General features: G+C 37.1%; 21 protein-coding genes. 14 read left to right on the forward strand and 7 right to left on the reverse strand.

All coding sequences use genetic code 11. The features are described 5' to 3' along the window. The first annotated feature begins 46 nt into the window (after positions 1 to 46). The 6 genes from rnmV to AOC36_RS00220 are packed head-to-tail and all read left to right on the forward strand — an operon-like array spanning position 47 to position 5,001. Complete coding sequence (rnmV, locus tag AOC36_RS00195; protein ID WP_067629694.1) at positions 47 to 610, forward strand: ribonuclease M5; 564 nt, start codon at positions 47 to 49, stop codon at positions 608 to 610. Beyond that, positions 582 to 1,406: a 16S rRNA (adenine(1518)-N(6)/adenine(1519)-N(6))-dimethyltransferase RsmA gene (rsmA, locus tag AOC36_RS00200; protein WP_232505401.1), complete on the forward strand. Its 825-nt coding sequence runs from the start codon at positions 582 to 584 to the stop codon at positions 1,404 to 1,406. Before rnmV ends, rsmA begins: the two co-directional genes overlap by 29 nt. Then, positions 1,399 to 2,250, forward strand: a complete 852-nt coding sequence (gene ispE / locus AOC36_RS00205) for a 4-(cytidine 5'-diphospho)-2-C-methyl-D-erythritol kinase (RefSeq protein WP_067629702.1) — start codon at positions 1,399 to 1,401, stop codon at positions 2,248 to 2,250. Before rsmA ends, ispE begins: the two co-directional genes overlap by 8 nt. A gap of 17 nt (positions 2,251 to 2,267) precedes the next feature. Continuing rightward, positions 2,268 to 3,632: a bifunctional UDP-N-acetylglucosamine diphosphorylase/glucosamine-1-phosphate N-acetyltransferase GlmU gene (glmU, locus tag AOC36_RS00210; protein WP_067629705.1), complete on the forward strand. Its 1,365-nt coding sequence runs from the start codon at positions 2,268 to 2,270 to the stop codon at positions 3,630 to 3,632. A gap of 2 nt (positions 3,633 to 3,634) precedes the next feature. Next, positions 3,635 to 4,591 carry a ribose-phosphate diphosphokinase gene (locus tag AOC36_RS00215; protein ID WP_067629708.1) on the forward strand — a complete coding sequence of 319 codons (957 nt, stop codon included), beginning with the start codon at positions 3,635 to 3,637 and terminating at the stop codon, positions 4,589 to 4,591. 11 nt (positions 4,592 to 4,602) lie between these two features. Beyond that, positions 4,603 to 5,001 (forward strand): NUDIX hydrolase, encoded by a 399-nt coding sequence (locus tag AOC36_RS00220; protein WP_232505402.1) that lies wholly within the window; start codon positions 4,603 to 4,605, stop codon positions 4,999 to 5,001. 103 nt (positions 5,002 to 5,104) lie between these two features. On the opposite strand, the gene AOC36_RS00225 is transcribed toward AOC36_RS00220, so the two are convergent. Both AOC36_RS00225 and AOC36_RS00230 read right to left on the reverse strand, forming a co-directional pair. Further along, positions 5,105 to 8,227, reverse strand: a complete 3,123-nt coding sequence (locus AOC36_RS00225) for a UvrD-helicase domain-containing protein (protein WP_067629715.1) — start codon at positions 8,225 to 8,227, stop codon at positions 5,105 to 5,107. Next, entirely contained in the window at positions 8,217 to 10,646 is a 2,430-nt protein-coding gene (locus tag AOC36_RS00230; protein ID WP_067629719.1) for a PD-(D/E)XK nuclease family protein, read from the reverse strand. Before AOC36_RS00230 ends, AOC36_RS00225 begins: the two co-directional genes overlap by 11 nt. A 110-nt stretch (positions 10,647 to 10,756) precedes the next feature. Between AOC36_RS00230 and AOC36_RS00235 the strand changes: the two genes are divergently transcribed. From AOC36_RS00235 to AOC36_RS00250, 4 genes are all read left to right on the forward strand, one after another. After that, entirely contained in the window at positions 10,757 to 11,512 is a 756-nt protein-coding gene (locus tag AOC36_RS00235; protein WP_067629722.1) for an exodeoxyribonuclease III, read from the forward strand. 230 nt (positions 11,513 to 11,742) lie between these two features. Next, positions 11,743 to 13,374 (forward strand): DEAD/DEAH box helicase, encoded by a 1,632-nt coding sequence (locus tag AOC36_RS00240; protein ID WP_067629725.1) that lies wholly within the window; start codon positions 11,743 to 11,745, stop codon positions 13,372 to 13,374. A gap of 239 nt (positions 13,375 to 13,613) precedes the next feature. Beyond that, on the forward strand, positions 13,614 to 14,228 hold the full coding sequence (locus AOC36_RS00245; protein WP_067629728.1) for a TetR/AcrR family transcriptional regulator: 615 nt from the start codon (positions 13,614 to 13,616) through the stop codon (positions 14,226 to 14,228). A 62-nt stretch (positions 14,229 to 14,290) separates the two neighbouring features. Next, positions 14,291 to 15,154, forward strand: a complete 864-nt coding sequence (locus AOC36_RS00250) for an alpha/beta fold hydrolase (RefSeq protein ID WP_198401183.1) — start codon at positions 14,291 to 14,293, stop codon at positions 15,152 to 15,154. 51 nt (positions 15,155 to 15,205) lie between these two features. Here AOC36_RS00250 and AOC36_RS00255 read toward each other — a convergent pair whose 3' ends face one another. Together AOC36_RS00255 and AOC36_RS00260 are read right to left on the reverse strand one after the other, a co-directional pair. Next, the gene (locus AOC36_RS00255) at positions 15,206 to 16,060 is read right to left on the reverse strand and encodes a DegV family protein (RefSeq protein ID WP_067629734.1); all 855 of its coding nucleotides are present in this window, start codon (positions 16,058 to 16,060) and stop codon (positions 15,206 to 15,208) included. Between the two features lie 113 nt (positions 16,061 to 16,173). Then, a complete protein-coding gene (locus tag AOC36_RS00260) occupies positions 16,174 to 17,034 on the reverse strand; it encodes a DegV family protein (protein ID WP_067629737.1) in 861 nt (286 codons plus the stop codon). Positions 17,035 to 17,128: 94 nt separating this feature from the next. Between AOC36_RS00260 and AOC36_RS00265 the strand changes: the two genes are divergently transcribed. The 4 genes from AOC36_RS00265 to AOC36_RS00280 are packed head-to-tail and all read left to right on the forward strand — an operon-like array spanning position 17,129 to position 20,535. After that, positions 17,129 to 17,734 (forward strand): YigZ family protein, encoded by a 606-nt coding sequence (locus tag AOC36_RS00265; protein ID WP_067629740.1) that lies wholly within the window; start codon positions 17,129 to 17,131, stop codon positions 17,732 to 17,734. A gap of 2 nt (positions 17,735 to 17,736) precedes the next feature. Continuing rightward, positions 17,737 to 18,150 carry a Fur family transcriptional regulator gene (locus tag AOC36_RS00270; protein WP_067629743.1) on the forward strand — a complete coding sequence of 138 codons (414 nt, stop codon included), beginning with the start codon at positions 17,737 to 17,739 and terminating at the stop codon, positions 18,148 to 18,150. 54 nt (positions 18,151 to 18,204) lie between these two features. Further along, a complete protein-coding gene (locus AOC36_RS00275; RefSeq protein ID WP_067629746.1) occupies positions 18,205 to 19,407 on the forward strand; it encodes an MFS transporter in 1,203 nt (400 codons plus the stop codon). Positions 19,408 to 19,419: 12 nt separating this feature from the next. Further along, complete coding sequence (locus AOC36_RS00280; RefSeq protein ID WP_067629749.1) at positions 19,420 to 20,535, forward strand: cation diffusion facilitator family transporter; 1,116 nt, start codon at positions 19,420 to 19,422, stop codon at positions 20,533 to 20,535. A 1-nt stretch (position 20,536) separates the two neighbouring features. Here AOC36_RS00280 and AOC36_RS00285 read toward each other — a convergent pair whose 3' ends face one another. The 3 genes from AOC36_RS00285 to AOC36_RS12105 are packed head-to-tail and all read right to left on the reverse strand — an operon-like array spanning position 20,537 to position 23,148. Continuing rightward, positions 20,537 to 21,580 (reverse strand): ABC transporter permease family protein, encoded by a 1,044-nt coding sequence (locus AOC36_RS00285; protein WP_067629752.1) that lies wholly within the window; start codon positions 21,578 to 21,580, stop codon positions 20,537 to 20,539. Continuing rightward, positions 21,552 to 22,223, reverse strand: coding sequence for an ABC transporter ATP-binding protein (locus AOC36_RS00290; protein ID WP_067629755.1), 672 nt, complete (start codon positions 22,221 to 22,223; stop codon positions 21,552 to 21,554). Before AOC36_RS00290 ends, AOC36_RS00285 begins: the two co-directional genes overlap by 29 nt. Then, positions 22,216 to 23,148 (reverse strand): hypothetical protein, encoded by a 933-nt coding sequence (locus AOC36_RS12105; protein ID WP_198401184.1) that lies wholly within the window; start codon positions 23,146 to 23,148, stop codon positions 22,216 to 22,218. Before AOC36_RS12105 ends, AOC36_RS00290 begins: the two co-directional genes overlap by 8 nt. Between the last annotated feature and the right edge of the window lie 550 nt (positions 23,149 to 23,698).

Genomic DNA, 23,698 nt, shown 5'->3' on the forward strand with positions numbered 1-23,698 from the left:
GGGTTGAAACTTTCAACCTTTTTTATTGTCGTGATATAATGAATTTATGAAAAAGATGAATATTAAGGAAGTAATTGTAGTTGAAGGAAAACATGATAAGCAAAAAGTTGAATCGTGCGTTAATGCGGATATCATCGTTTCATCGGGACTTCATGTTTCACAAAAGTTTTTAGATCTTTGTGACGCTTTGAATAAAGAACGTGGGATTATTGTGTTTACCGACCCTGATGGCCCAGGAGAAATGATTCGAAGAAAGATTGTTGAACGTGTTGGAACATGTAAACATGCAAGCTTACATGTATCACAATCACGCAAAAATAAAAAAGTTGGGATTGAACATGCATCACCAGAAATGATTTTAGATGCATTGAGTCGTGTTGCGGTATTTGATGTAAACGAAGCCTCATTAACAATCCAAGAGCTTCATGAACTCGGGCTCTCTGGAAGAATAGACAGCCAACAACTGCGTGATAAACTATCAAAAGCATATTCAATTCCCAGAATGAATGCGAAGCGTTCCTTAAAGTATTTGAATATGTTGGGTCTAACTAAAGAAGATATCAAACAAACATTAGAAAGTGGTGAAGCTCTTGGAAACAATCGCAAATAAAAAGGTAAGCATGGCATACCTTCAAGAATATGAGTTAAGAGCAAAGAAAAAATTTGGTCAAAACTTTATTATTGATCCATCGGTTGTTCGCAAAATTGCGTCATTGAGTCATGGTGGCGATACGGTTGTGGAAATTGGTCCTGGATTAGGGGCTTTAACACAACAACTCGCACTCATGTATAAACAGGTGATTGCGTATGAAATTGACCCCCATATGGTTGAAGTACTCAGTTCATCCTTGAGTGAGTTGGATAATGTAGAAGTAGTCCTCCAAGATTTTATGAAGGCAGACCTCTCCCGTTTTAAAGGTCAAAAAGTTAGCGTATGTGCAAACCTTCCGTATTACATCACAACACCACTTCTATTTAAACTCATGGAGTTAGATGTGTATGGTATGACCTTAATGGTCCAAAAAGAAATTGGAGAACGGCTCGCGGCAAAACCAAATACCCGTGAATACAGCGCGCTCACCATTCAAATTCAATACTACTTCGACGTAAAGACGGTTATGAACGTGTCTAAGGAGTCGTTTCATCCACGTCCTAATGTGGATTCAATTGTTGTGAGTTTAACGCCTAAGGCTGTTGAAATGCCTTATGATGAGAAGGCGTTTTTTGCATTTGTGAAAGCTTGTTTCCAATTTAGAAGAAAAACGCTCACAAACAACCTCAAAACACTGAATCTTGATGTCGATTATCATGCCGTACTTACTTCTTGTGGTATTGATGAAAAGGTACGTGCTGACATGCTTTCCTATGATGACTATATTAAGTTATACGGAGTTCTCTATGCGTAGAAAAGCATATGCTAAAGTAACATTAACCCTGCAACTTGTGAAACGAGATCGTGAAGGGGTACATTTCGATAATGTCATTGTCCCAATTGACCTTTTTGACATGGTGTATTTGGATGTTGCGGATAAGATGATGCTTCAAACAAATAAAGACTATTTACCACTTGATCAAAGAAACACAGTATATCATGCGATTATGCTCATGAAAGAACGCTACAATATCACAGACAATTTCTCAGTACGTATTGTTAAAAACATTCCAGCTCAAGCTGGTCTGGGTGGTGGCTCTGCAGATGCTGCAGCAATTATTCATCTAATTGATGAAAAATACAATCTGAATTTAACTCTGGATGAAAAAATTGACATTGGACGCCAAATTGACGAAGACACACCCTTTTGTTTAGTCAATAAACCTGCACGTGTGCAAGGAATTGGGGATGTGATTCAACCGATTCCATTAAATATTGATTTACACTATTTGATTGTAAAACCACCGTATGGAATTAGTACAAAACGTTTCTTAAAACGAATACAGACGTTTGAGCATGATGCGGTCATTACAGAATCGATGATTCAAGCATGTAAAGATGGTGATTATCAAACGATAATCGTGAATCGAATCAATGAAATGCAGAAAAATGTACTCGCTTATTATCCAAAACTCAAAAATGTCATCCACAGACTTGAAAAGCTGGGTTTAGATGGTATTTGTATGAGTGGTTCTGGGACAAGTATTGTCGGTTTTTCTCAAGATATTGAAACGGTAAGAATAGCATATGAACGGATTGCTTTAAAGTATCCGTTTGTTAAATATGGAACCATAAAAGCACAGGATATGGTAGAATAGAGGAGGAGGCAAAACCTATGAAATATGCAATTGTATTAGCGGCCGGAAAAGGGACGCGAATGAAATCATCGCAAAACAAAGTAATGCAACCATTACTTCATAAACCGATGATTGGACATGTTGTTGATCAACTTGAAGCAGTGGGTGTCGATGAGACAGTTGTTGTGACTGGATATCAAAAAGAATCCATAGAACAATACTTGAAAGATCGTGTTCAATATGCTTATCAAGATGAGCAAACAGGAACAGGAAATGCTGTTTCTGCAGTACATCAACTCAAAGATAAAAAAGGTTCAACACTCCTATTGTTGGGGGATTGTGCGATTGTACAAAAAGAATCACTTGAGTATATATTTGAGAATCATAACGGATACGATTTAACAATCCTAAGTGCAACCGTTAAAAACCCGAAGCACTACAACCGAGTACTTCGTGATCATCAAGGTGAAGTTGACCGTGTGGTTGATATTCGTGATGCTAGTGATGTGGAAACTTCAATCAATGAAATCAACTTAGGTGTATATGTGTTCAATAATGAATTATTATACAAATACTTACCTGAAATCAGCGCAAACTTTAAAGATCATCTCAGTGTTACGGACTTAGTAGAGATTATGAAGCGTAATGGTCATAAAATTCAAGCCCTGAAAGTAGACGATCCATTCGAGTTTATGGGAATTAATGACCGTGAGCAACTCGCACTTTCAAATAATTGGTTAAGAAATAAAACAAACCACAAACATATGGAGAACGGTGTGACGTTAGTTGATCCATATGCTACATATATTGGAAGTGATGTTGTGATTGAAGAAGATGTAACTATCTATCCAAATGTTCATATTTATGGTCAATCTACAATCAAGAGTGGTTCAACCATTTTATCAGGATCTTGGTTAGAAAATGCGAAAGTTGGTCATAACTCAACAGTCGATAATTCAAAAATCATTAACTCAGAAATTGGTGATTCAGTTTCAATCGGACCATTTGCACATTTAAGAATGAATACAGTGGTTGGAGATAATGTCAGAATTGGAAACTTTGTAGAGTTTAAGAACACAAATTTCGGACGCAAATCAAATTGTGCACATTTAACCTATATTGGTGACAGTGATGTCGGAGAATATGTTAATATAGGATGTGGTGTTGTTACTGTTAATTACGATGGTAAGAACAAGTATCGAACAGTTATTGACGATGGTGCCTTTGTTGGAAGCAATGTTAATCTCATTGCACCAATTAAAGTAGGAAAAAATGCTGTGGTAGCTGCGGGTTCAACAGTGAATGAGGATGTTGAAGACGGTGAAATGGCTATTGCAAGAACACGCCAGACAAATAAACCAGGGTACGGGGAGATATATACAAGTAAGAGGGTAAAGAAATAAACATGCTAAAGGACACAATCATATTTTCGTTAACATCAAACATAGAGCTTACTAAAGAAATCTGCAACCACTTAGGAATGGAACCCGGAAAGATTACGGTTCATCATTTTGCGGATGGAGAAATTCTCGTTGAACCGGATGAATCGGTACGTGGAAAGAACATATACTTAGTTCAATCAACATGTGCACCGGTCAGCGAAAAATATATGGAAATTCTGATTGCGCTCGATGCATTCAAACGTGCGTCCGCAAACAGTGTTACCGTATTAATGCCATATTATGGCTATGCACGACAAGACCGCAAGGCGCGTGCACGTCAACCAATCACAGCTAAATTGATGGCTGACTTACTTCAAAAAGCAGGTGCGGATCGTGTTGTAACAATTGATTTACATGCTTCGCAAATCCAAGGCTTCTTTGATATTCCAATTGATGATTTGACTGCAGTTGCAATGATCGGTCAATATTACAGAAATAAAAATTTCCAAGATGAAGTGGTTGTTGTATCACCAGATCATGGTGGAGCAACACGTGCACGTCGTCTATCTGATACAATTCCGAATTCAACCATTGCCATTATTGATAAGCGCCGTACAAAACCAAACGTTGCGGAAGCAATGAACTTAATCGGGGATGTAAATGGAAAGATCGCAATTGTTGTTGATGATATTGTGGATACTGCTGGGTCATTAATGGGAGGGATAGATATGCTTCTCGCAAAAGGTGCAAAAGAAGTATATTGTGCGTGTACACACGGTGTACTCTCAGGACCTGCAATTGAAAGAATTACAAATTCTCCAATCAAAGAGTTAGTAGTAACAAATACGATTCCACTTGAAAAAGAAAAGAGTTGTGAAAAAGTGAAGCAAATATCTGTTGGATATATGCTAGCGAAAGCAATTGAAGCAGTTCAAAATCACACACCAATAAGCATTCTATTTGAATTGTTTGCGGATTAATCATGCGTGTTGTGAATTTGATCATTGTTTTTTCCAAAGATAAACAACGCGTATTGATGTGTAAACGCAGGAAAAATCCCTATAAAGGACTTTTAAACTTTGTTGGAGGAAAAGCATTTGAACAAGAAGACGGACTAGAGGCAGCATACCGTGAACTTGAAGAAGAAACCGGATTAACACCAGCAAATCTTACCATTCAGTGTTTATTTATTACACAATATATGGATGATGGTGTTGAACTTCAAGTATATTATGGTTTCTTGAACACGGATGTTGAAGTCGTCGCAGAGGTGAATCCACTGTTATGGGTTTCAACCTCAGAAAGTTTTGATAACGAAAATAAATATGCTGGGAATGGGAATATCCAGCACATGATGACAATCCTTAAAGAAAAATATGGATTACAATAGTGTAAGAAGCAGAGATTATAGAGTCTCTGCTTTTATTATTATAGATGTATATAAGATAATAAAAAGCAGTGTCACACTAAGCTTGGCGTGATACTGCCTTTGTTTAAAGAATTTCAAGGTAATCATTATTGTGGAAACTATAAATATAGGTCTGTATTGATTTACTATGTTCAAGCTTCAGAAGTGCTTGTTTATAAACCTGGAGCTGAGAAGTATAGCGTTGTTTAAGTGTTTCAAAGTCAGCATTATCTGTCTTATAGTCTACAAGAATAATCGTATCTTCAAATTCATACAGTGCATCAATGATACCATTTCGAATGACATCATGATCGGTGTAAATAAAGGGAATTTCCTGTTCCTTGATGTGCGCTTCATAAAGTGTTTGTGTAAATGGATGCGCGTTATACCCCAACAATGCTTTATGAAACTTAGGTTCAATGCCACTCAAATCTTCCTGTGTCCAGGTACGCTGAGGTAAATCTTCTGCTGCTTTGTGGAGTGTTGTCCCATATGCTGTAGCCTCTAAGAAATTAGGGTTGAATGCAAAGGTCCCATGATCAATTTCCTGCGTCTCTATCCGTTTAATTTCTGGAGCAACAAATTGTGTTGGAGTATCAACGGTTTCAAGTGGCTGAAGTATTTTATACTCGATCGTATTGTAGGTTTCAAAGGCAACACGGCGATGTGTTGAATGTGGTAAAACTAAAAGCTCAATGAGGTGCTTATATGAGTAGAGAAATGAAGGCGTAAGCAGCTGTTCTGTATATTCTTTCAATAAATCCACAACCACGAGTCGTTCTTGTGGACGTGTAAGCGCAACGTAAACAAGACGCATTGTTTCTTCAAGATCTTCTGCATCTTGTTTCGAACGCATCAATGTTTTAAGAATCGAAGGCCGCGCAACATTAAGCGGTTCAACTTTATCAACAAGCGAAATCCCTAAAAGGTCATCCGTTGTGATACTTCCTTGTAAGTCGCGATTTACACGACGCCCCATCGACCACAGAATCACGACCGGGAATTGAAGCCCTTTAGATTGGTGGATTGTCATTGCGGTTACAACATCATCTGAATCACTAAGTGGGATGGCTTCAGCACTTTTTTCATCATCGAGATTATTCACAAACTCCATAAATCCCATCAAATTTGGATTGTTTGATGATTGATAGGTAATTGCTTTCTCTAATAGGGAGTCAACATTTGTCTTATCTTGGATCGAAAGGCGTGAGTGATACGCATCATTTAAGTTAATGACATCTAAGATGCATGATACAACATCTTGATGTTTCCATTTATGACGAATCCCTTGTAACAGGTCAAAGGTTTCCTTGTCAAACGTTTTGAGCCCTGCATACAGTGATTTTGGGTTGTGTAGTTTTAATTGAGCAAGTGTGTCATAGGAGTACCCAATAAATACGGATCTCAAGACGTTTGCTAAAGAGTAGTCTGTCTCATCTTGAACATACTTAAAGAATTGAAGGATGGATGCGACAACAGTAGAGTTGTAAAAACCACCGCGATCATCAATAAAGTGAGGAATATTTACTTCCTCAAATGCACGTTTCAGAAAGACTTTTTGAGCATGCCCTCGGATTAGAATTACAATATCCTTGAAGCGATAACCCATTTCATGATGCCGAATAACTTCTTGAGCAATAATACGTGCTTTACGCATATTACGGTCTTTATCCCATGGAAGATATTTTGGATCGGGTTCATATAACACATCATCGGTAACAATTAAAAATTCTACGGGTTGGGTGTTTTCTTTTTGGGAAGGAATCCCAGTATCAACTGCATCGTAATCTGAGTACGACATACCCGAAGTAAGATTCAATACTTCGTCAAAGAAATCATTGTTGAACTGGACAATATCTTCTTTCGAACGATAGTTAAAGCTTAAGTAGATATTTTTAATATGATCATCTGTCATAAGGGATTGCATAATTGATGGTTTTGCACCACGGAAGCGATAAATTGATTGTTTGACATCACCGACTCTGAATATGTTTGAGCCATTGGATATCAGTTGAATTATTGCATCTTGAAAATCATTGGTATCTTGAAATTCATCAACCATGATTTCATCAAATTGAAGCTTAAGCTCTTTAGACAACACCCCATCATTATAGGTGAGTAGTGAATAAGCAAGATGTTCGAAATCATCAAAATCCAACCCTTGTATTTCTTTTTTTATGGTTTGAAACCGCTCTTGATATGCGATTGTGAATTCCACGAGGAGTTTAAGGATCGGCGCTTGTTCATTGAGCGTCTTAACGCTTTGTGAAATGGGTTCGACAGTATCAATATAGGTTTTAATCGATTCAGCTAAACGATCACCACAGGCTTTGTATTCTTCTTGGCCACGAAGTGTCTTAATTTTAATGTTTAAAACATCAAGCACCTGATTCATAAATGAAATATCGTGATTATCAATACGATGCAATAGATCTTTAAGCGATCCATAGTGTGATAATAATAGGTGGCTTAACTCCTCTTGATTATCGATGCCATCGGCAGATTGAATCAAGGCTTGAAGGTTATCTTTAATCAAGGTGAGATGGAGATGGTGATGTGCAAAATAGGCTGTTTTAATCACATCAGGAAGTGCACTAAAATCTTTGGCATCATAGGTTTGTAGTAAAAAGTTAATCGATTCTTGTTTATCGTGTTTAGAATTGAAATATTTTGAGACACTCATAACAGCGTCAAAAAATGGGCCCAAACGTTGAGGGCGTGCAGTAAAGGTCTTTAGGAGGGTTTTCAAATCATCTCTACGAAGCCGTGCCCAATTCTCAATACATTCATCCATTGCTTGCTTCTGATACAAAGTAACCATTGCGGGATCCAGGATATTTTGTGTCATTTCATCAGAAATACCCAATAGATATCCATGATCTTTGATGAGTGAAAGGCAAAAAGAGTGAATTGTGGAGATGTGGGATGTCTCTACAAGCATCATTTGTTGTGTAAGGTAAGGCGAAGGGTCGCTTTCGTTCTTTTCATAAAGTGCTGCAAGTAGGCGTTTTTTCATTTCATTCGCCGCAGCATCCGTAAAGGTAAGTGCACAGATACGATCGATACTGACACCATCTTCTAAGATGCGTTTCATGAGCCGAGCAATTAACACAGTTGTTTTTCCTGCACCTGCGGATGCTGAAACGACGACATTCTCGCCCAATGCTTCAATGGCTTCGCGTTGTTGAGTATTGAACTTAGGACTCATCTTCATCACCTCCTTGTTTAAATGAGTAATTATCGAAAAGTGGTAAATTGAATTTATTTACATCCAATTCACCGTTAAGTAATTGTTGTTTTAAGTAGTCATAGAGCGCTACAAAGTACACTTTAACTTTCTCTATGTCATAAGGCTTACCAAATATGTAGAACGCGTCATCTTTCTTTCGAAGCATCAGTCCTGTGTAGAAATCAGCTTGAGTAAAACGATCATCGGGTTCATCGAAAAACCACCCTTTATAACTATGGGCTTTTTGAAGGTCTTGAATCGTGACTGGATTACTTGAAGAAATCCCTTTAGTCTTCGAATAACTTGGCCCATTTTGGGTTATCGTATTTTTATTGAGGCTGTAATAGAAAACTCCTTGGATTGGCATGTTATAGCGAAGACGCGCCATCAGTGCATACGTTAAGAGTTGGAGTTGATGACCAAGTAGTATCTCATTTGACTGTAATACATGATTGCTGCTTTTATAATCGACGATTAGCAGGTGATCATCCGCAACATCAATTCGGTCAATGACACCATTAAACTCAAAACCTTCAAAGAAGGATTCATTCTCAAACCGGGTTTCAAAATAAGTAGGTTTGAATGAAGTGGTCTGGATTGCTTGTGACAGATTGTCGTGGTGAAATTGAAGCACTTCGTCATTTATTTCGCGAATAAGGGATAGCGTTGCATCATCAAGCGGAAGATAAGAGGCATAGTCATCCCAAAGATTGGTGTTTTTACCGTTTAAAGAGCGTTCAAAATAGGAGTGATTAAGCGTACCGAATAATCGTTCATCAAGTTTATACGATGGAGGTTCTTGAAGCCTTAGACCGTGTTTAATGAAATGCTGCAGTGGATCTTGAACATAAAGCTCAAGTGATGACACAGATCCAACGATTTTTCCATCTCTTTCATATAAAGCACGCGCGAGCATTGGGTCGAGTTTTAATGAGGGTTTAAGGCCATTAAGTGCTTCTTGAATGCTCCATGGCTTGGGTTTAATATTATATTGCGACAATAAAACCTCGGCATCATAAGCCCCTTCCAGAGCTTTACCTTCATAAGTTGCATGTGGAAACGACAGCACAAGGTGGTCTGCTTTTCTAAAGATTGATCGTTTTAATTCAAGATTGAACTTATTTCGCGCTTCAAGTGTTGGAAACCCTTTGATTTGCTTAACATAGGACTCATCAAGTACCCCTGACAGTGAAGAAAGATTAGGATAGGCTTTTGATGACAATCCAAGAATAATCAGTGGTCCATCAATCTGTGAAGGGATTGCATTCACATCAACAACCTGTATCGAAAGCGACTGCTTAGGATTATCTTTAAGCGCTTGAATATGTTTTATCACGACGGGTAAACTATCGCGTGTGATAAATGGATACACTTCTTGCACGTAGCGAAGCAAGGGCTTCGTATCAAAAGGGTGAAGTTCACTTAAGCGATTGAGTGCATAAACAATAAAATCGTTCAAAGACATTTCTTGAATTTCGAGTAGGTAGTCTCTTAAGATTTGAGCATCGTCTTGAATCTCCTTTTGAAGGTCGATGATATCGCGTACAATTGACATCTTGGTATCAAGGGCATAGTTAAACGGCTCAACCAGTTGATTGAGATGGAGTTTATAATGATGAATGTAACGTAAGAGTTTATAAGATTTCTTAAGGCCTAATGCACCTGATTCAATAAGCGCTAAGGTAGAAGCAAGGTCTTGTGAGGTGTATTGTTTTATGAAAGCCAGCATTTGATGCTTGACGATATCAAACAGACGGTTTTGATAGGAAACATTTACACCATATCTTTGAAAACAACTTTCAACATAAGGGATGACGGATTCATAGTTAAATAAAGCAATCACCGCGTTGTCGAAGTGATGTGAAAGTATGTATTGCATGGCACCTTCAAGTTCTTGTCTAAAATTAAGCGCTTCAAACGCTTCAAGTTTTGAAGGACTTTTTTGTGAAGGTGAAAGTGGTAATGCATTCGATTTAGATAAAAATGCAATTTGAGCGTGTGACAAGCCCTCTAAACTATAGTAAATCGTTCCAGGTGGAAGCGAAAGGGAAGGAATATAGGGCTCGATGATTGAGAAAGCGTGATAGAGTTCTTTCTCTCTTTGAGTCGTTTGTGGTAAACAACTAAGGTCAAGATCATAACATTTCATGTCGATTCTGAAGTTGATTAAGTCTTTTATCAATGAGGGACTTTTTAATGAAAGCTCAAGCAAAGAAAAAGAATTGTTTTGAATCGCTTCGAAACAATGTATTTCAATTTGTTTTGAAGTAAGGGGACTTTCTAAACAACACGCTTCAAAAGGAAGCACTTGAACACCCATGAGTACATCATTGTTTTTTACTAAATCATGTTGAAAAGAACGAACGTTTGATGCTGGTACAATATAAGTTTTTCTCATTGATTTTTCCCTCGCTTTGTCTTAATATTATCATGAAATTCAATGTTTGTTTTTAGATTTTGTATTTATTGATAAGTATGTCATACTAAGAGAGGTTATAAGGAGGCATTATGAAATTTATATCATGGAATGTGAACGGGTTACGCGCAATAATGAAGAAAGATTTCCCTGAACAGTTTAAGTCTTTTGACGCAGATGTAATCTCGCTACAAGAAATAAAATTACAGGAAGGGCAATCCGATTTTAGTCCAGAAGGATATTATGCGTATCATAACTATGCACAACGCAAAGGATATTCAGGAACAGCGGTTTTTACAAAAAAGAAACCTTTATCGGTGACGTATGGTATCGGCATCGAATCGCATGATCAAGAAGGGCGTGTTATAACCTGCGAGTATGATAAATTCTTTTTAGTAAATGTATATACACCCAATGCGCAGCCTGAACTTAAGCGATTATCCTACCGTGTACAATGGGAAACTGATTTTAGAGCATATTTGATGCACTTGGATACGATGAAACCTGTGGTATTGTGTGGTGATTTAAATGTAGCTCACCAAGAAATTGACTTAAAAAATCCAAAATCAAATCGAAACAATCCGGGGTTCTCTGATGAGGAACGGAGTGAATTCACAAAATTACTTGAAGTGGGATTTACAGATTCATTTAGATTCTTATACCCAGATATTACAGAGCGTTACTCTTGGTGGAGTTATCGATTTAATGCCCGTGCAAATAACTCAGGGTGGCGGATTGATTATTTTGTCGTGTCAAACCGATTACAAAATAAGATTCTTGATGCAGACATCTTGGATCAAGAGTTTGGAAGTGATCATGCACCAGTTGTACTGAAACTTGATATTTAACTAAAAAACATTCTAGGAGTCGAAATCATACGATGGCTTAGAATGTTTTTTTATGGGTATACAAAATGTAAGGTCAATAAAGTAGGGTATTCATGATGCTTTATGATAATATTTGAGTCAAAGAGAACAATCGTTCAAATATTCAACTTTGTAAACGGTTAACTGTGGATTGTTTCCTTTTTATATGAAAAGTGTGTTATACTAGAACGCGTGACTGAAAGTAGGAATATATGACATTTAATGAATTTTTATTACAGGAGTCGATCTTAAGAGCGCTCTCAGAAAAAGGGTATGAAACACCCACTGAGATTCAAAATCTTGCGATTCCTATATTTATGGAAGGAAGCGATGTATTGGCACAATCTCAGACAGGTACTGGGAAAACTGCAGCCTTTGGCTTGCCAATGATAAATCGCTTAGAGAAGCTTGATAAACGTGTGACACAAGGACTGGTATTATGTCCAACTCGTGAATTGTGTATGCAAGTAGCGGAAGAACTCCGTACGTTTATGAAGTTTGTGCAACATGCACGTGTAGCGAGTGTCTATGGTGGAGAACCAATTGATCGCCAAATCCGTGATTTACGACGGGGATGTGATATTGTTGTCGCAACACCAGGTCGTTTACTCGATCATTTAAGAAGAAAAACAATCCGACTTAACAATTGCTCAATGCTTGTATTAGACGAAGCAGATGAAATGTTAAACATGGGATTTTTAGAAGACATCGAAACAGTGCTTGAATACTTACCAGAAGAAACTCAAAAAGGCTTCTTCTCAGCAACAATGCCTAAGGCAATTTTAGAATTGTCAAATACATTCTTGAAAGATCCAAAGATGGTGCGTGTTTCACCAAAGAATGTAACATCAGAAAATATTAAGCAAATTGCATACAGTGTAACAGAAGATAATAAGGTTAATCTAATTGCTCAACTCTTCTCATTCAACAGTGCAAAAAGTGCAATGGTATTTTGTAACACAAAACGTCGTGTTGATGAAGTTGTGGATGCATTGAATGCGCAAGGAATCTTGTGTTTGGGTCTTCATGGAGACATGAAGCAAGAAATGCGTACGCAAGTTATGGGACGCTTTAAAAAAGGAAATGTGCAAATTCTTGTTGCGACTGATGTTGCAGCACGTGGAATTGATGTTCAGTCAATGGATATGGTAATCAATTACGATGTGCCTCAAGAAACTGAATACTATGTACACCGTATCGGTCGTACAGGACGTAATGGTCGTGATGGGTTAGCAATTACATTTGTGACTCCACGTCAACGTTATCAATTACGCAATCTAGAAAGACTGACTAAATCAACAATTGAAGTTCAACCTCTTCCAACAGAAGAAGATTTGAAGAACTACTTTATTGAGTCTGTAATTCAAGATGTTCAAGCATGGAAAGAAAAAGAAGTAAGTTCTGACTATGAAGCAATCTTAAATGCACTTGAGAATGAAGGATTGTCACTTTCTGACTTCATGGGTGCAATGTTGGCAGCTCAGTACGAAAAATCTTCATTGAAGCCAATCAAACAAGAACAACCTAAGGAAAGAAAACGTCGTAATGATGGTCCTATGGTAACCTTGGCATTGAATGTTGGTGGGAAAGAACACGTTTCTCCAGCAACCTTCTTGAAGATCATTGCGAAAGTATCTGAAGATGCTTCACGCGCGGTCGGTGATATCACCATTAAACCAAAGGAATCATTCATGGATGTTCCTGAAAAATTCAGTGATGTCATTGCAGATGCATTGCATCAAGAACGTGTTAAAGGACGTAAAATCACGGTTGAAAAACGGGCATTAATGAAACGTCGTCAAAACAGAGACGGTGGAAATCGTCGTAGAAAACCTCGCAATTAAATGCGTATTAAAGCTAAGTACATAAAGACAAGAATACTTAGCTTTTTTCTTTGGAAAGGATAATTGAAGGGATTTAAGTACTATTAATTGAATATGGTGAGGATCAACATCCTAATGAGGCAGAGAAAATGCCTAAAGGCGAAGACACGTATGAAACGAGAGTACCCTTTCTTGACAGCTAACTTGAGTTAGCCTATAATTGAATTAGCTAACTAGGATTAGCCACAGAGGGGATATGAATGAATACTAAGCAAAAGATATTATATGAAGCATTATCTCTATTTTCTGTTAAAGGATATAGTGCGGTTAATGTTGGGGAAATTGCAGAAGCGGTGGGAATTAAAACACCATCATTATATAAGCACTATAAAAGCAAACAGGATATTTTCAATTTTTGCGTCGTTGAGTTTTCGAAACGGATCGAAACAATGCACAATGACATGAGATTGCCTGAATCAAAAAAGGCTGCATTTGCTTATGATTCTATTTCAACCGAAAAGCTTATTGATGTTACAACAGGCCTTTTTCTATTTTATTTACAAGACGATGTTGCTTCCAAATTTCGAAAAATGTTACAGATAGAACGTTACCATAATTCAGAAATCAATGCAGTGTATGAAGATTTATTTATTGAAGGATCCATCAAACATGAAGAAGAAATATTTACCGAACTTATAAACAAAGGGGTGATTAAAGGGAATAATGCACATGTCCTTGCGTTGCGTTTTTATACTCCGATATTCTTTTTATTACAGAAATATGACATGAATCATGACCAAATAGAGGATGCGAAAAGAGAACTTGCTTTAATGGTGCAGGATTTCCGTGATACGTATGTAAATGCAGAAAATTGAAAATGGATAAATCATACAGAAAGGATTGAAATAAGACTATGTGGATATATATCCTTGGCACAATGCTTATCGTTATAACCATGTATTTGGTGATACAAGCAATACGATGCCATAACGCCGTCAAAGAAAGTCGTAAAACACTCACCACTTATCAAGCCGAAAGTGTTTCCTTAAGTTATGGTAATCTAACATATGTGGACAAAGGCGTCGGAGAAGTAATCCTATCAGTTCACGGTCTTTTCGGAGGATATGACCAAGCTTTTGATACGTGCAAGGATTTGAGCTCTGATTATAGAATTATTGCGCCTTCAAGGTTTGGATATGTTGGCAGTGATATTTTAGGAAGCGGAACACCTGGTGAACAAGCAACTGCATTTGTTGAATTGCTCGATAGATTGAAAATTGAGAAGGTTTTCTTGTTAGGAACATCAGCAGGCGGCAGTGTCTCAATACGATTTGCATTAGATTATCCACATCGGACAAAGGGACTTATACTATATTGCTCTGGAATGCATTTTTCAGAAAAACCTCATACATATCCTGAATATGCAGGCCCTCCTGCGTTCTTGTGCAACAATTTCGCAATGTATGTTATCAGCCCATTTTTTGAACCGATTATGGGGATGCATCCATCTACTATAAACAGCATGCTTCCGATTGGGGATCGAAAAGACGGTGTGATATTGGATGCTTCTGTTACGAATCCAGATATGGCACGAAACTTTGAGAACTATCACATCGAGTCTTTGCAAGTGCCTACTCTCATTTTTCATGCTATAGATGATAAATTAGTACGCTACGAAGATACACTTAACGCACTCAACCGCTTTCCTAATTGCACATTCATCTCCTTCGAAACAGGGGGCCATTTGATGGATGGGCATGCAAAAGAAATAGAAACAGCGGTAGCAAAATTTATCCATTAATTGATCAGTATTACAGTAAGTTAAAAAAGATATCCAGTGTAGGATATCTTTTTACTTCAAAATCTTCATGTACTGAAGTGCAACAGATCCAAGTCCACAGTGGACACTGACTGTTGATATTAAATCATGTTTTCGTATTTCTGTATTAGGAAATGCTATGTGAAGTTTATCAACGGTTTCATTTAGAAGTTCCATCGAATCAACATGTGCCACGGTAATCGTGTAAGTTTCATCCACACCGGCTTGTTTCATGTTTTCAACCACGGTTGAAATGGCTTTGCTCATGGTACGTACTTTATCCATGGGTTCAATAACTCCAAGTGTGTCTTTGTTTAAATGAAGAATCGGTTTTATTTTTAGGAAACCACCTAAAGTTGCGGCAAGTGGTGATAATCGACCACCACGTGATAAATGACCCAAGTCATCAGGTATGATATTTGTGTCGCTATGTTCAATAGCATCTTCGATTATTCCAGTTATTTCGCTTAAGCTACGTCCACTATTAAGTTCACGTCTTGCATAAAGCGCAATGTCAAGTGAGTTATGGAATGTAGAGTAACAATCGATAAAATCAAAACGAATATCCATATAGTTTGCAGCAGTTCGCATTGCATTGATGGTACTAGAAATTCCAGATGTAATAGGCACCGCAAGAATTTTGTCATACCCATCGTTTTTAATTTGTTCAAATAAGGCTTCAATGCGTCCGATTGCTGGTAATGAAGTCGTTAAGGTATGATGCTCTTTCATTAAGGTATTAACCTGTGTATTGCTGATTTCAACACTTTCAAGATATGTTGTATCCCCATCAATTATTTGAAGCGGAACGGCATATAATCCTTTAACATCTTTAAGATCTTCGTTATAGTAGTTACTCCCACTGTCGGTAACAATTGCTATATTCATATCTATTCCTCCGTAAGTAAATTATACACCATTTTGAGATTGTTTATAATTAATCAGCTATTAAGAAGTAGAAATGAAGATAATTTTTAAATCCAAACACAAATTGCGAGCACCTATTGCTTAGTCTTAACATTCCATTGAATGGCAATTGTTCCAATTCCAGCATGAGTGGCTACTGCAGCAGGTAGAGGCATTCTGATAATTTCAATGTTTGGGAAGGTTTCGTGTACTCTATTGATGAATCGTTTTGATACTTCATCTGCTTCAAATTCAAGAATATAAAGGATATGATCGTTTTGATTTACGCCATTGTCTAAAAGATCGTTCATGATTGCATCGAAGGCTTTTGCCTCAGTACGTGCGGTAGCAAACTTTTCGATAGTTTTCCCTCTGTTTTCAAATCGAAGTACAGGTTTGATTTTTAATAGCGATGCAAGTGTTGCAGCGCTCGAAGAAATACGTCCACTGGCTTTGAGCTGACGAAAATCCTGTGGATAGATATATGTTGATGTATTGTCAAAGATGGGTTTGAATGCTTCTAATATCTCTTCGACAGTTCCATCTTTCGCTTCAAAGTGTCGAATTAATCCAATAGCATTTTGTACCGGTCCTGCGATTGTATAAGAATCAATGACAGAAACATTTGATAATTGAAGTTCTTCTACTGCATGGTTAAATGCAGAGAATGTCCCTGAAAGGGTTGCGGAAAGTGTAATAATAAAAATATGGTCGTACCCTTCATCACGCATAGGCTCTAATAACTCTAAAATGCGTCCAATATTTGGTTGAGATGTCATAATAATCTCATGACGTGCTAAAATATCTTTAACATCATTGTAAGTCATTGTAATTTGGTCTTCAAAGTGTTCCTTGTTATATGTTAAAGTTAAAGGAGCAACTACAACACCTAAATCACTCGCTTGTTTTTCTGTAAGTGCTGCTGACGAGTCAACAACGATTCCGTATTTCTTCATAAAAACCTCCTATGGTCACTATGATTATAAGGAAAACTACTTTGATTGTCAAACTATAAGAACCAATTACTATAAATATTTTCAGGAGGATGGTATGAAAAAAACAATTGCTCAAGAAGTTGTCACAGAATTATATTTTCAAAAGTCTCAGTTTATAACATATCTAACTCCGATTCAATCAGAAACAGAAGCAAAAGAAGTGATAAAGCGTATAAAAAAGGAACATCCAAAAGCGACGCATCATTGTGTCGCGTATGTAGTCGAAGATATCGAGCGATCAAACGATGATGGAGAGCCTGCTTCAAGTGCAGGGCTACCAATGCTTCAGGTATTACGTGGCAATGACCTAGACTATGTACTTGCGGTTGTTGTGCGCTATTTTGGGGGAACACTCCTTGGTGTTGGAGGTTTAATACGTGCTTATGGGAGCAGTGTTAAGCACGCCATTGACACTGCACAAATCTTAATCCCTCAAGAAGTCACAACTGTAAACTTAAGGTTTCCTTACGAATATATTAATGCAGTTGAGACTTTTTTGTCAGAAAATGCAGAAATTATCGATCGAAACTATGAAACACTGGCGATTTATGATATAAAAACAAAGAACCCTGAACAGTTGAATGGACTTATTGATATCACTCGGGGTAAAATAACAATACAGATCGTAACAAAGAAGATCGAGTACAGTAAGGAGGGGTAACGATGCAAAATAAAAAAGAACTGCATGATTCAAAGATTCGATTTACAAAACCACGAGACGAAATACTTACCGTATTAAAAGAAGCAAAAACGCCAATTTCTTTACAAGATATTCGGTGTAAGATTGATGAATCAATAGATTTGTCAACAATCTATCGAACCTTGGATTTATTTGAGAAACACGGCATCGTCCACAAGATTGTATACCTTGAGACGGGAACGAGCGTCTACGAATATGATCGACATCTTCATGTGCACCACCTTATTTGTATCGAATGTCGAAAAATTGTCAATGTTGAAGAGTGTCCTTTAGGGGATTATGAAAACAGAATCGCTTTAGAAACAGGGTATCAGATTGTTAGGCATCAACTAGAACTCTATGGGATTTGCCCAGAATGTAGAAAGAGTGCGACATAATCACTCTTTTTTATATATTTCAAATCGGGGGAGATGGGATAGGAACCAAGTTATATGATTACATTAGTATCAAAAGAAAAACAGATCATTTATATGAATGCTTTATTTACGTTTGCCATGTCGATGGGAAATGTTTTTGTGAATGTTTTTGTGTATTCCTACACACAATCACTTGAACTAACCTTATTATATGCATGCATTCGTTACTTCTTCATACCGATCTTCTCATTGATTGGTGGAAGAATGAGTACAAAACATGATCTGACACGAATCTTATCGATCGGGCTCGTTTTTATGACCGGTGCTTTTTTATACTTACTGTGGATTCAGGATGGGATTGCCGAGGCAGTTTGGAAAGCATTTATTGTCGCCGGACTTACGGGTTGTGGTGAAGGATTATTTTGGTATGCAATGAACGTTATGAATCAAAAAACACCACGCATCGAAGCGCGCAGTCTTTTCCTAAGCAACATGGGGTTATTAAATGGGATTGCAAATATTTTTGCACCCGTTGTAACAGCTGTGATACTTGGAAATGTTGAGACCGATATGTTTGGATATAGCATGATCTTTACCCTGGTTATTGTGTTATTTATAGTGGTCGCTTATATGAGTTTAAGACTTTCATATGTATACCGAACACCAAGTTTTCCATTCTTAGAATTGTTTAAAAAGGGAAGTGAAAAATGGGAATATCAAAAGAAAACAGCAGTTCTCCATAGCCTCAGGGAATGTTATACAATGGCGTTGAGTGGATTGCTTGTATTTAGGATGTTGAATAATTCTGGAGAGATATTGAGTTACTACAATGCACTGATATCATCCATTGTGATTGCGAGTTATTGGGTTGTGGGACGAAAGGTCCGACATGCGATGATTATAAACGCTCTCTATATTGGATCCTTTGGTTTACTTGCTTCAATGCTTATCTTATCATTCTCTCAAGGGGCGTTAATGGCTTTGTTATTTGGAATTATTAACGCAATATCAACACCCCTTTACTTTAATGGATTTCAAATGATCCGAATGAGGGTATTTACGGAAGAGGCGAAAGATGGTAATATAACGGGACATATTATTGCCTCAGAGTTTTTAATGAATATTGGTCGAATCTTGGGACTGGGAACAATTGTGATCCTTGCTCGAAGTTTTCCTGACCCAGCATATATTCAATTAGGAACAATCTTTATGGCCTTGGGAGGCATTGGTGTTGTGATCTTAACGTATCGCATGTCCAAAAAATACGAACTAGTATAGGAGGAGATCGTATTGAACCCAAATCAAAACACAAGTAGTGCAACGAAAACAGTTTATATCGCGATTGTTGCGAATGGACTCTTAGCGGGATTTAAGTTTGGTATCGGCGTAATTTCAGGAAGTATTTCTCTGATTGCAGATGCCATCAACAATTTATCAGATTTTCTAACAACTTTTGTTATGTTGATTGGCATTAAAATTTCTTCAAAACCTGCCGATGAAGAACATCCGTATGGTCATGAACGGTTTGAAATGATTGGTGGGCTCATTGTATCGATAATCCTAATGTATGCAGGAATTGATGTCTTAACCAGTGCAATTGATCAACTTCGAAACCCTACTTTAGAATCCATTCATATTGCCATGTGGATTGTTACAATTATATCGTTAGTTGTGAAGTTTTCGATGATGGTAATGTATCGTAAATCCGCGAAGCAAAACGGATCTGAGCTTTTAGAAGCAGGTGAAGTAGACAGTCGAAACGACGTGATTATTGCGATCGCTTTACTCATCGGTTTTTTCGTGCAAACTCAATACAACATTGTAATTGATGGATACTTAGGATTGATTATTTCACTGCTAATACTACTAGGTGCCTTTGGACTTATGCGTGACGCAGTCACAGTACTTATGGGAAAAAGACCATCGCAAAAAGATATTGATGCAGTTGTGAAGATATTAAAAGAGCATGAGGATATTGCTGGATACCATGATTTATTGATTCATACATACGGTAAATTACATAAATTTGGCAGTGTCCATATTGAGCTCGATGGGTCTATGACACTCAATAAAGCCCACGAAATCGCAGATAAAATTGAACGAGAAATAGACGAAATGTGCAGTTTTGAGATTGTGATTCATCTGGATCCCATCGACTATTATGATGCCAAATCAAATCACGTTCGACTTCGTATATCGAAGACGTTAAAAAACATTCCTGAGATCGAATCCTATCATGATTTTAGAGTGATTGATGGTATTGTTGAGTTTGATGTGGTACTCAAAGAAGATTGTGAAGCATCAAATGAAGCAATCGAAAAAGAAATTCGAGAAGCGCTCAGTTTTGTTGAGCAACCCATTGAAGTAAACGTAGATCGAAATTATCTCTTACGAAATCATAAATAGATTATATTTTTGAAATGGATTCATTAATACATCCTACAAGGATTTTTTGAGTAATCCGTTGAACAAAGAAAATTTGAATGATACTAACAAAAATAGACTTGATGATCGCACCGCTAAAACTAAACGAAAACAATAATGATGCGAGGTAAATAATACTTACTGAAGCGCTGTAGCTGATCAACAAGGAAAACATATGAACACAAAAAGACTCTATTTGAAAAATTAAGAATAGGTCTTTTTTTGGAAGTCCGTAGAGAAAGTATAAGACTATTTCGCGTTGTCTTTTTGTTATTGATAGAATTGTCATGGACTTTATATTAAAAGAAGCAACAATAAATACAAGAATTCCCACAGCAAATAACATGCTAAATAGGATATTAACGAGTGAATTCAAAGCGTCTTCAATATCAAATGTTAGAATATCAAATTGAATATGAGGGTTATCAACGGATTGTTTCAAAGCCAGATCGAGTTCAACTTCATCGAGATTACTGTCTACAATCTTAAAACTGGTGGCTTGGGTTTTAAAATGAATGTCACTATCCATTGGCAATATGAGTGGACTCGGGTCATCAAAATCACTGTGTATTGATGAAATGCGGTAATATTGACCTTGTATCAAAAGTGGATCTCCGATGTTGAGGTCATGCGTTTCCGCAAAATACTCGCTCATTGATAGCGAAGCATCACAACAAGAAATTGAAAAAGCAGTCTGCAATTGAGTAGAGCCAATTTGAACTGTGATCTCAGGGTCTTGCATATCTACTTGAATTGTATAGCCAGACACTTGATTGAACTGTGTTATATAATTGGGTGTAAAGACTTTATGTGTTATATCAAGTACATGAGTCCCAGCATCAATTGACGCAGAGATAAAGAATTCTTTTGGAAACATGTCAGAAATATGATGATTCAGTGAATCGTTGAGAATTAAGATAAAAAAGATAAGCACAGATGTGATGGCATAGAAAAAGATTGTTGAAGACAGCTGACGCACATTCGAGATAATGATGAACTTAAGGAGCTTTATCTTTGTGAGTATCATGGAGTTTACCTGAGTGGATATATAAAATACGCGTACAGTAAGGCTGTGTTTCGAGATCGTGAGTCGCTATGATACAGGGTATTTTAAGTGATTTTATGAGAGATAAGATTTCTGATTTTGTCGATTGATCCAAAGCACCAGTAGGCTCATCTGCGATGATAAACTGTGGAGACTTCAATAAAGTTCGCGCAATCGCAACACGTTGTTGTTGACCGCCACTTAATTGATGCGGGTATTTATCCAACATATTTTGAGAGAGTGACACACGAAAAAAGGCACGATTAATTGATCGTTTGATGTGTTTTTTTGGAATCTTGCTTAAAATGCAGACCCATTCAAGATTTTCCTTAACCGTCTTATCAGAAATGAGTTTAAAATCTTGGAATATAAATCCAATTTTCTCTCGTCGAATTGTTGTAATCATCGCATGATTTTCAACATCAATTTTTGAACCATCAAAATGAAGTTCACCTTCATAATCGAAATCGAATAAGCCAAGAATGCGAAGTAAGGTGCTTTTTCCAGAACCACTTGCACCATAAAGCCCAATTAAATCGTCTGCACTAATCTCTAAATCAAGACCATCAAGTGTCGGTAACGGTTCAGTTGGATATTGCTTTGTGATATTTCTAAGTTTAATCATTGGATACCTCATATAAGATTAAGCCATCACTTAATCGGGTTGTTATATCATAGGTTTGAGTTTCTTCATTGTAGGTCCCTTTCACCGCTACTTTCCCTTCTATAGTTTCAACATAAATGGCATCCTCTTCAAGTAATACAAAGGAATTAGGAATTGAAATAATGGGTTGTGGAACCGTCAGTATGACAGATTGTGGGATGAGTTTACTTTCTTTGATGTCGAAGATAAGAAGATATTGATTAATGTCTTGATAGGACCCTGAGTTATGCTCATATTGATAATCAATACTTTTAAGTTTAATACTCCCCAAAGGATTGCCGTTCATTGATTCAATTTCATAGGATTCCTTTAATCTGAAATTGTGCATATCCGTCTCTGGTATGATTACTTTGCATTCATAGGCGTGACTTATAAACAAAAAAACTGTCTCACGTATTTCAACACGTCCATCCATTGATGCTTTAACATCCCTTCCATAGGCATCGCGATATAAAACAGTACCACGACTTACATTTTGAGATTCCTTAATTCTTAATGTGATTTCATCAAGGTTACTCGACTTAATGACAACAGGTTCCAATTTTCCAAAATAGGATGATTGAGTAATTGAAATTACAAACTCAGCGGGACCACTTGTTTTTGAACAACTACTCAACAACATAAGGCTGATTATAAGTAAAGGTCTCAACCTAAACGTTAAATCGAGTGCACGACACCACCTGATAAGTAAAACAATCAATACGATTGCAGATACGAAAAGATACATCAGTGAGAGTGAGCTTTGAGTTTGGTGGATGCCTTTCATCAAACCATACATTAGAATATACGTTGAGACTAGATAATTAATACCAAGTTCTGCCCCTTTTCGGATGAGTGTAAAAGCGTAATAGCTGTGTTTGAATTGAAATGAGTAATAAAACAACATGTCAAACTCAAAAACTATCAATATCAAGCAGAGGATAAGAACAATGATATGATCAAGGGGAGTGCGATACACTAAAAATGATATCAATGACAACACACCCAGAAGTAGTAAGTGATGTTTGAGGGTTTTTAGTATTTCATGAGGTAAAAAGTTCATTGAATGATTTGTCATCTTGAGTCTAACTAGGTGAAAGCGAGTTTTAAGCCTACCAATCATCTCTTTGGAATTTGTGAGTTCTTGAGAGAGATTGGAAGTAAAGAAGAACACGAAAAGCATTAAAATTCGATTGATTGGGAATAATTGCAGTATCATAAATTGCGATAAGTATGGCAGGAGTGCATACAGGCTCGTAATTATTGTTAATACCAAAAGCATTTGTGAATGATCTTTTATAAGACTTGCTGTTTGATATCGAAGGATGCGTAATGGAATCATACCAAGTGAAAGAATCAGGAGTAAGACCCAGCTGTCTAAAAATAGCAGTGTACCTATGGAAATAATGAATTCAAAAGGGTTAATTATATTGAGTGATAGGCACAGGATGAGTCCA

Origin of the sequence: Erysipelothrix larvae (assembly GCF_001545095.1) — a bacterium.
Classification (GTDB): Bacteria; Bacillota_I; Bacilli_A; order Erysipelotrichales; family Erysipelotrichaceae; genus Erysipelothrix; species Erysipelothrix larvae.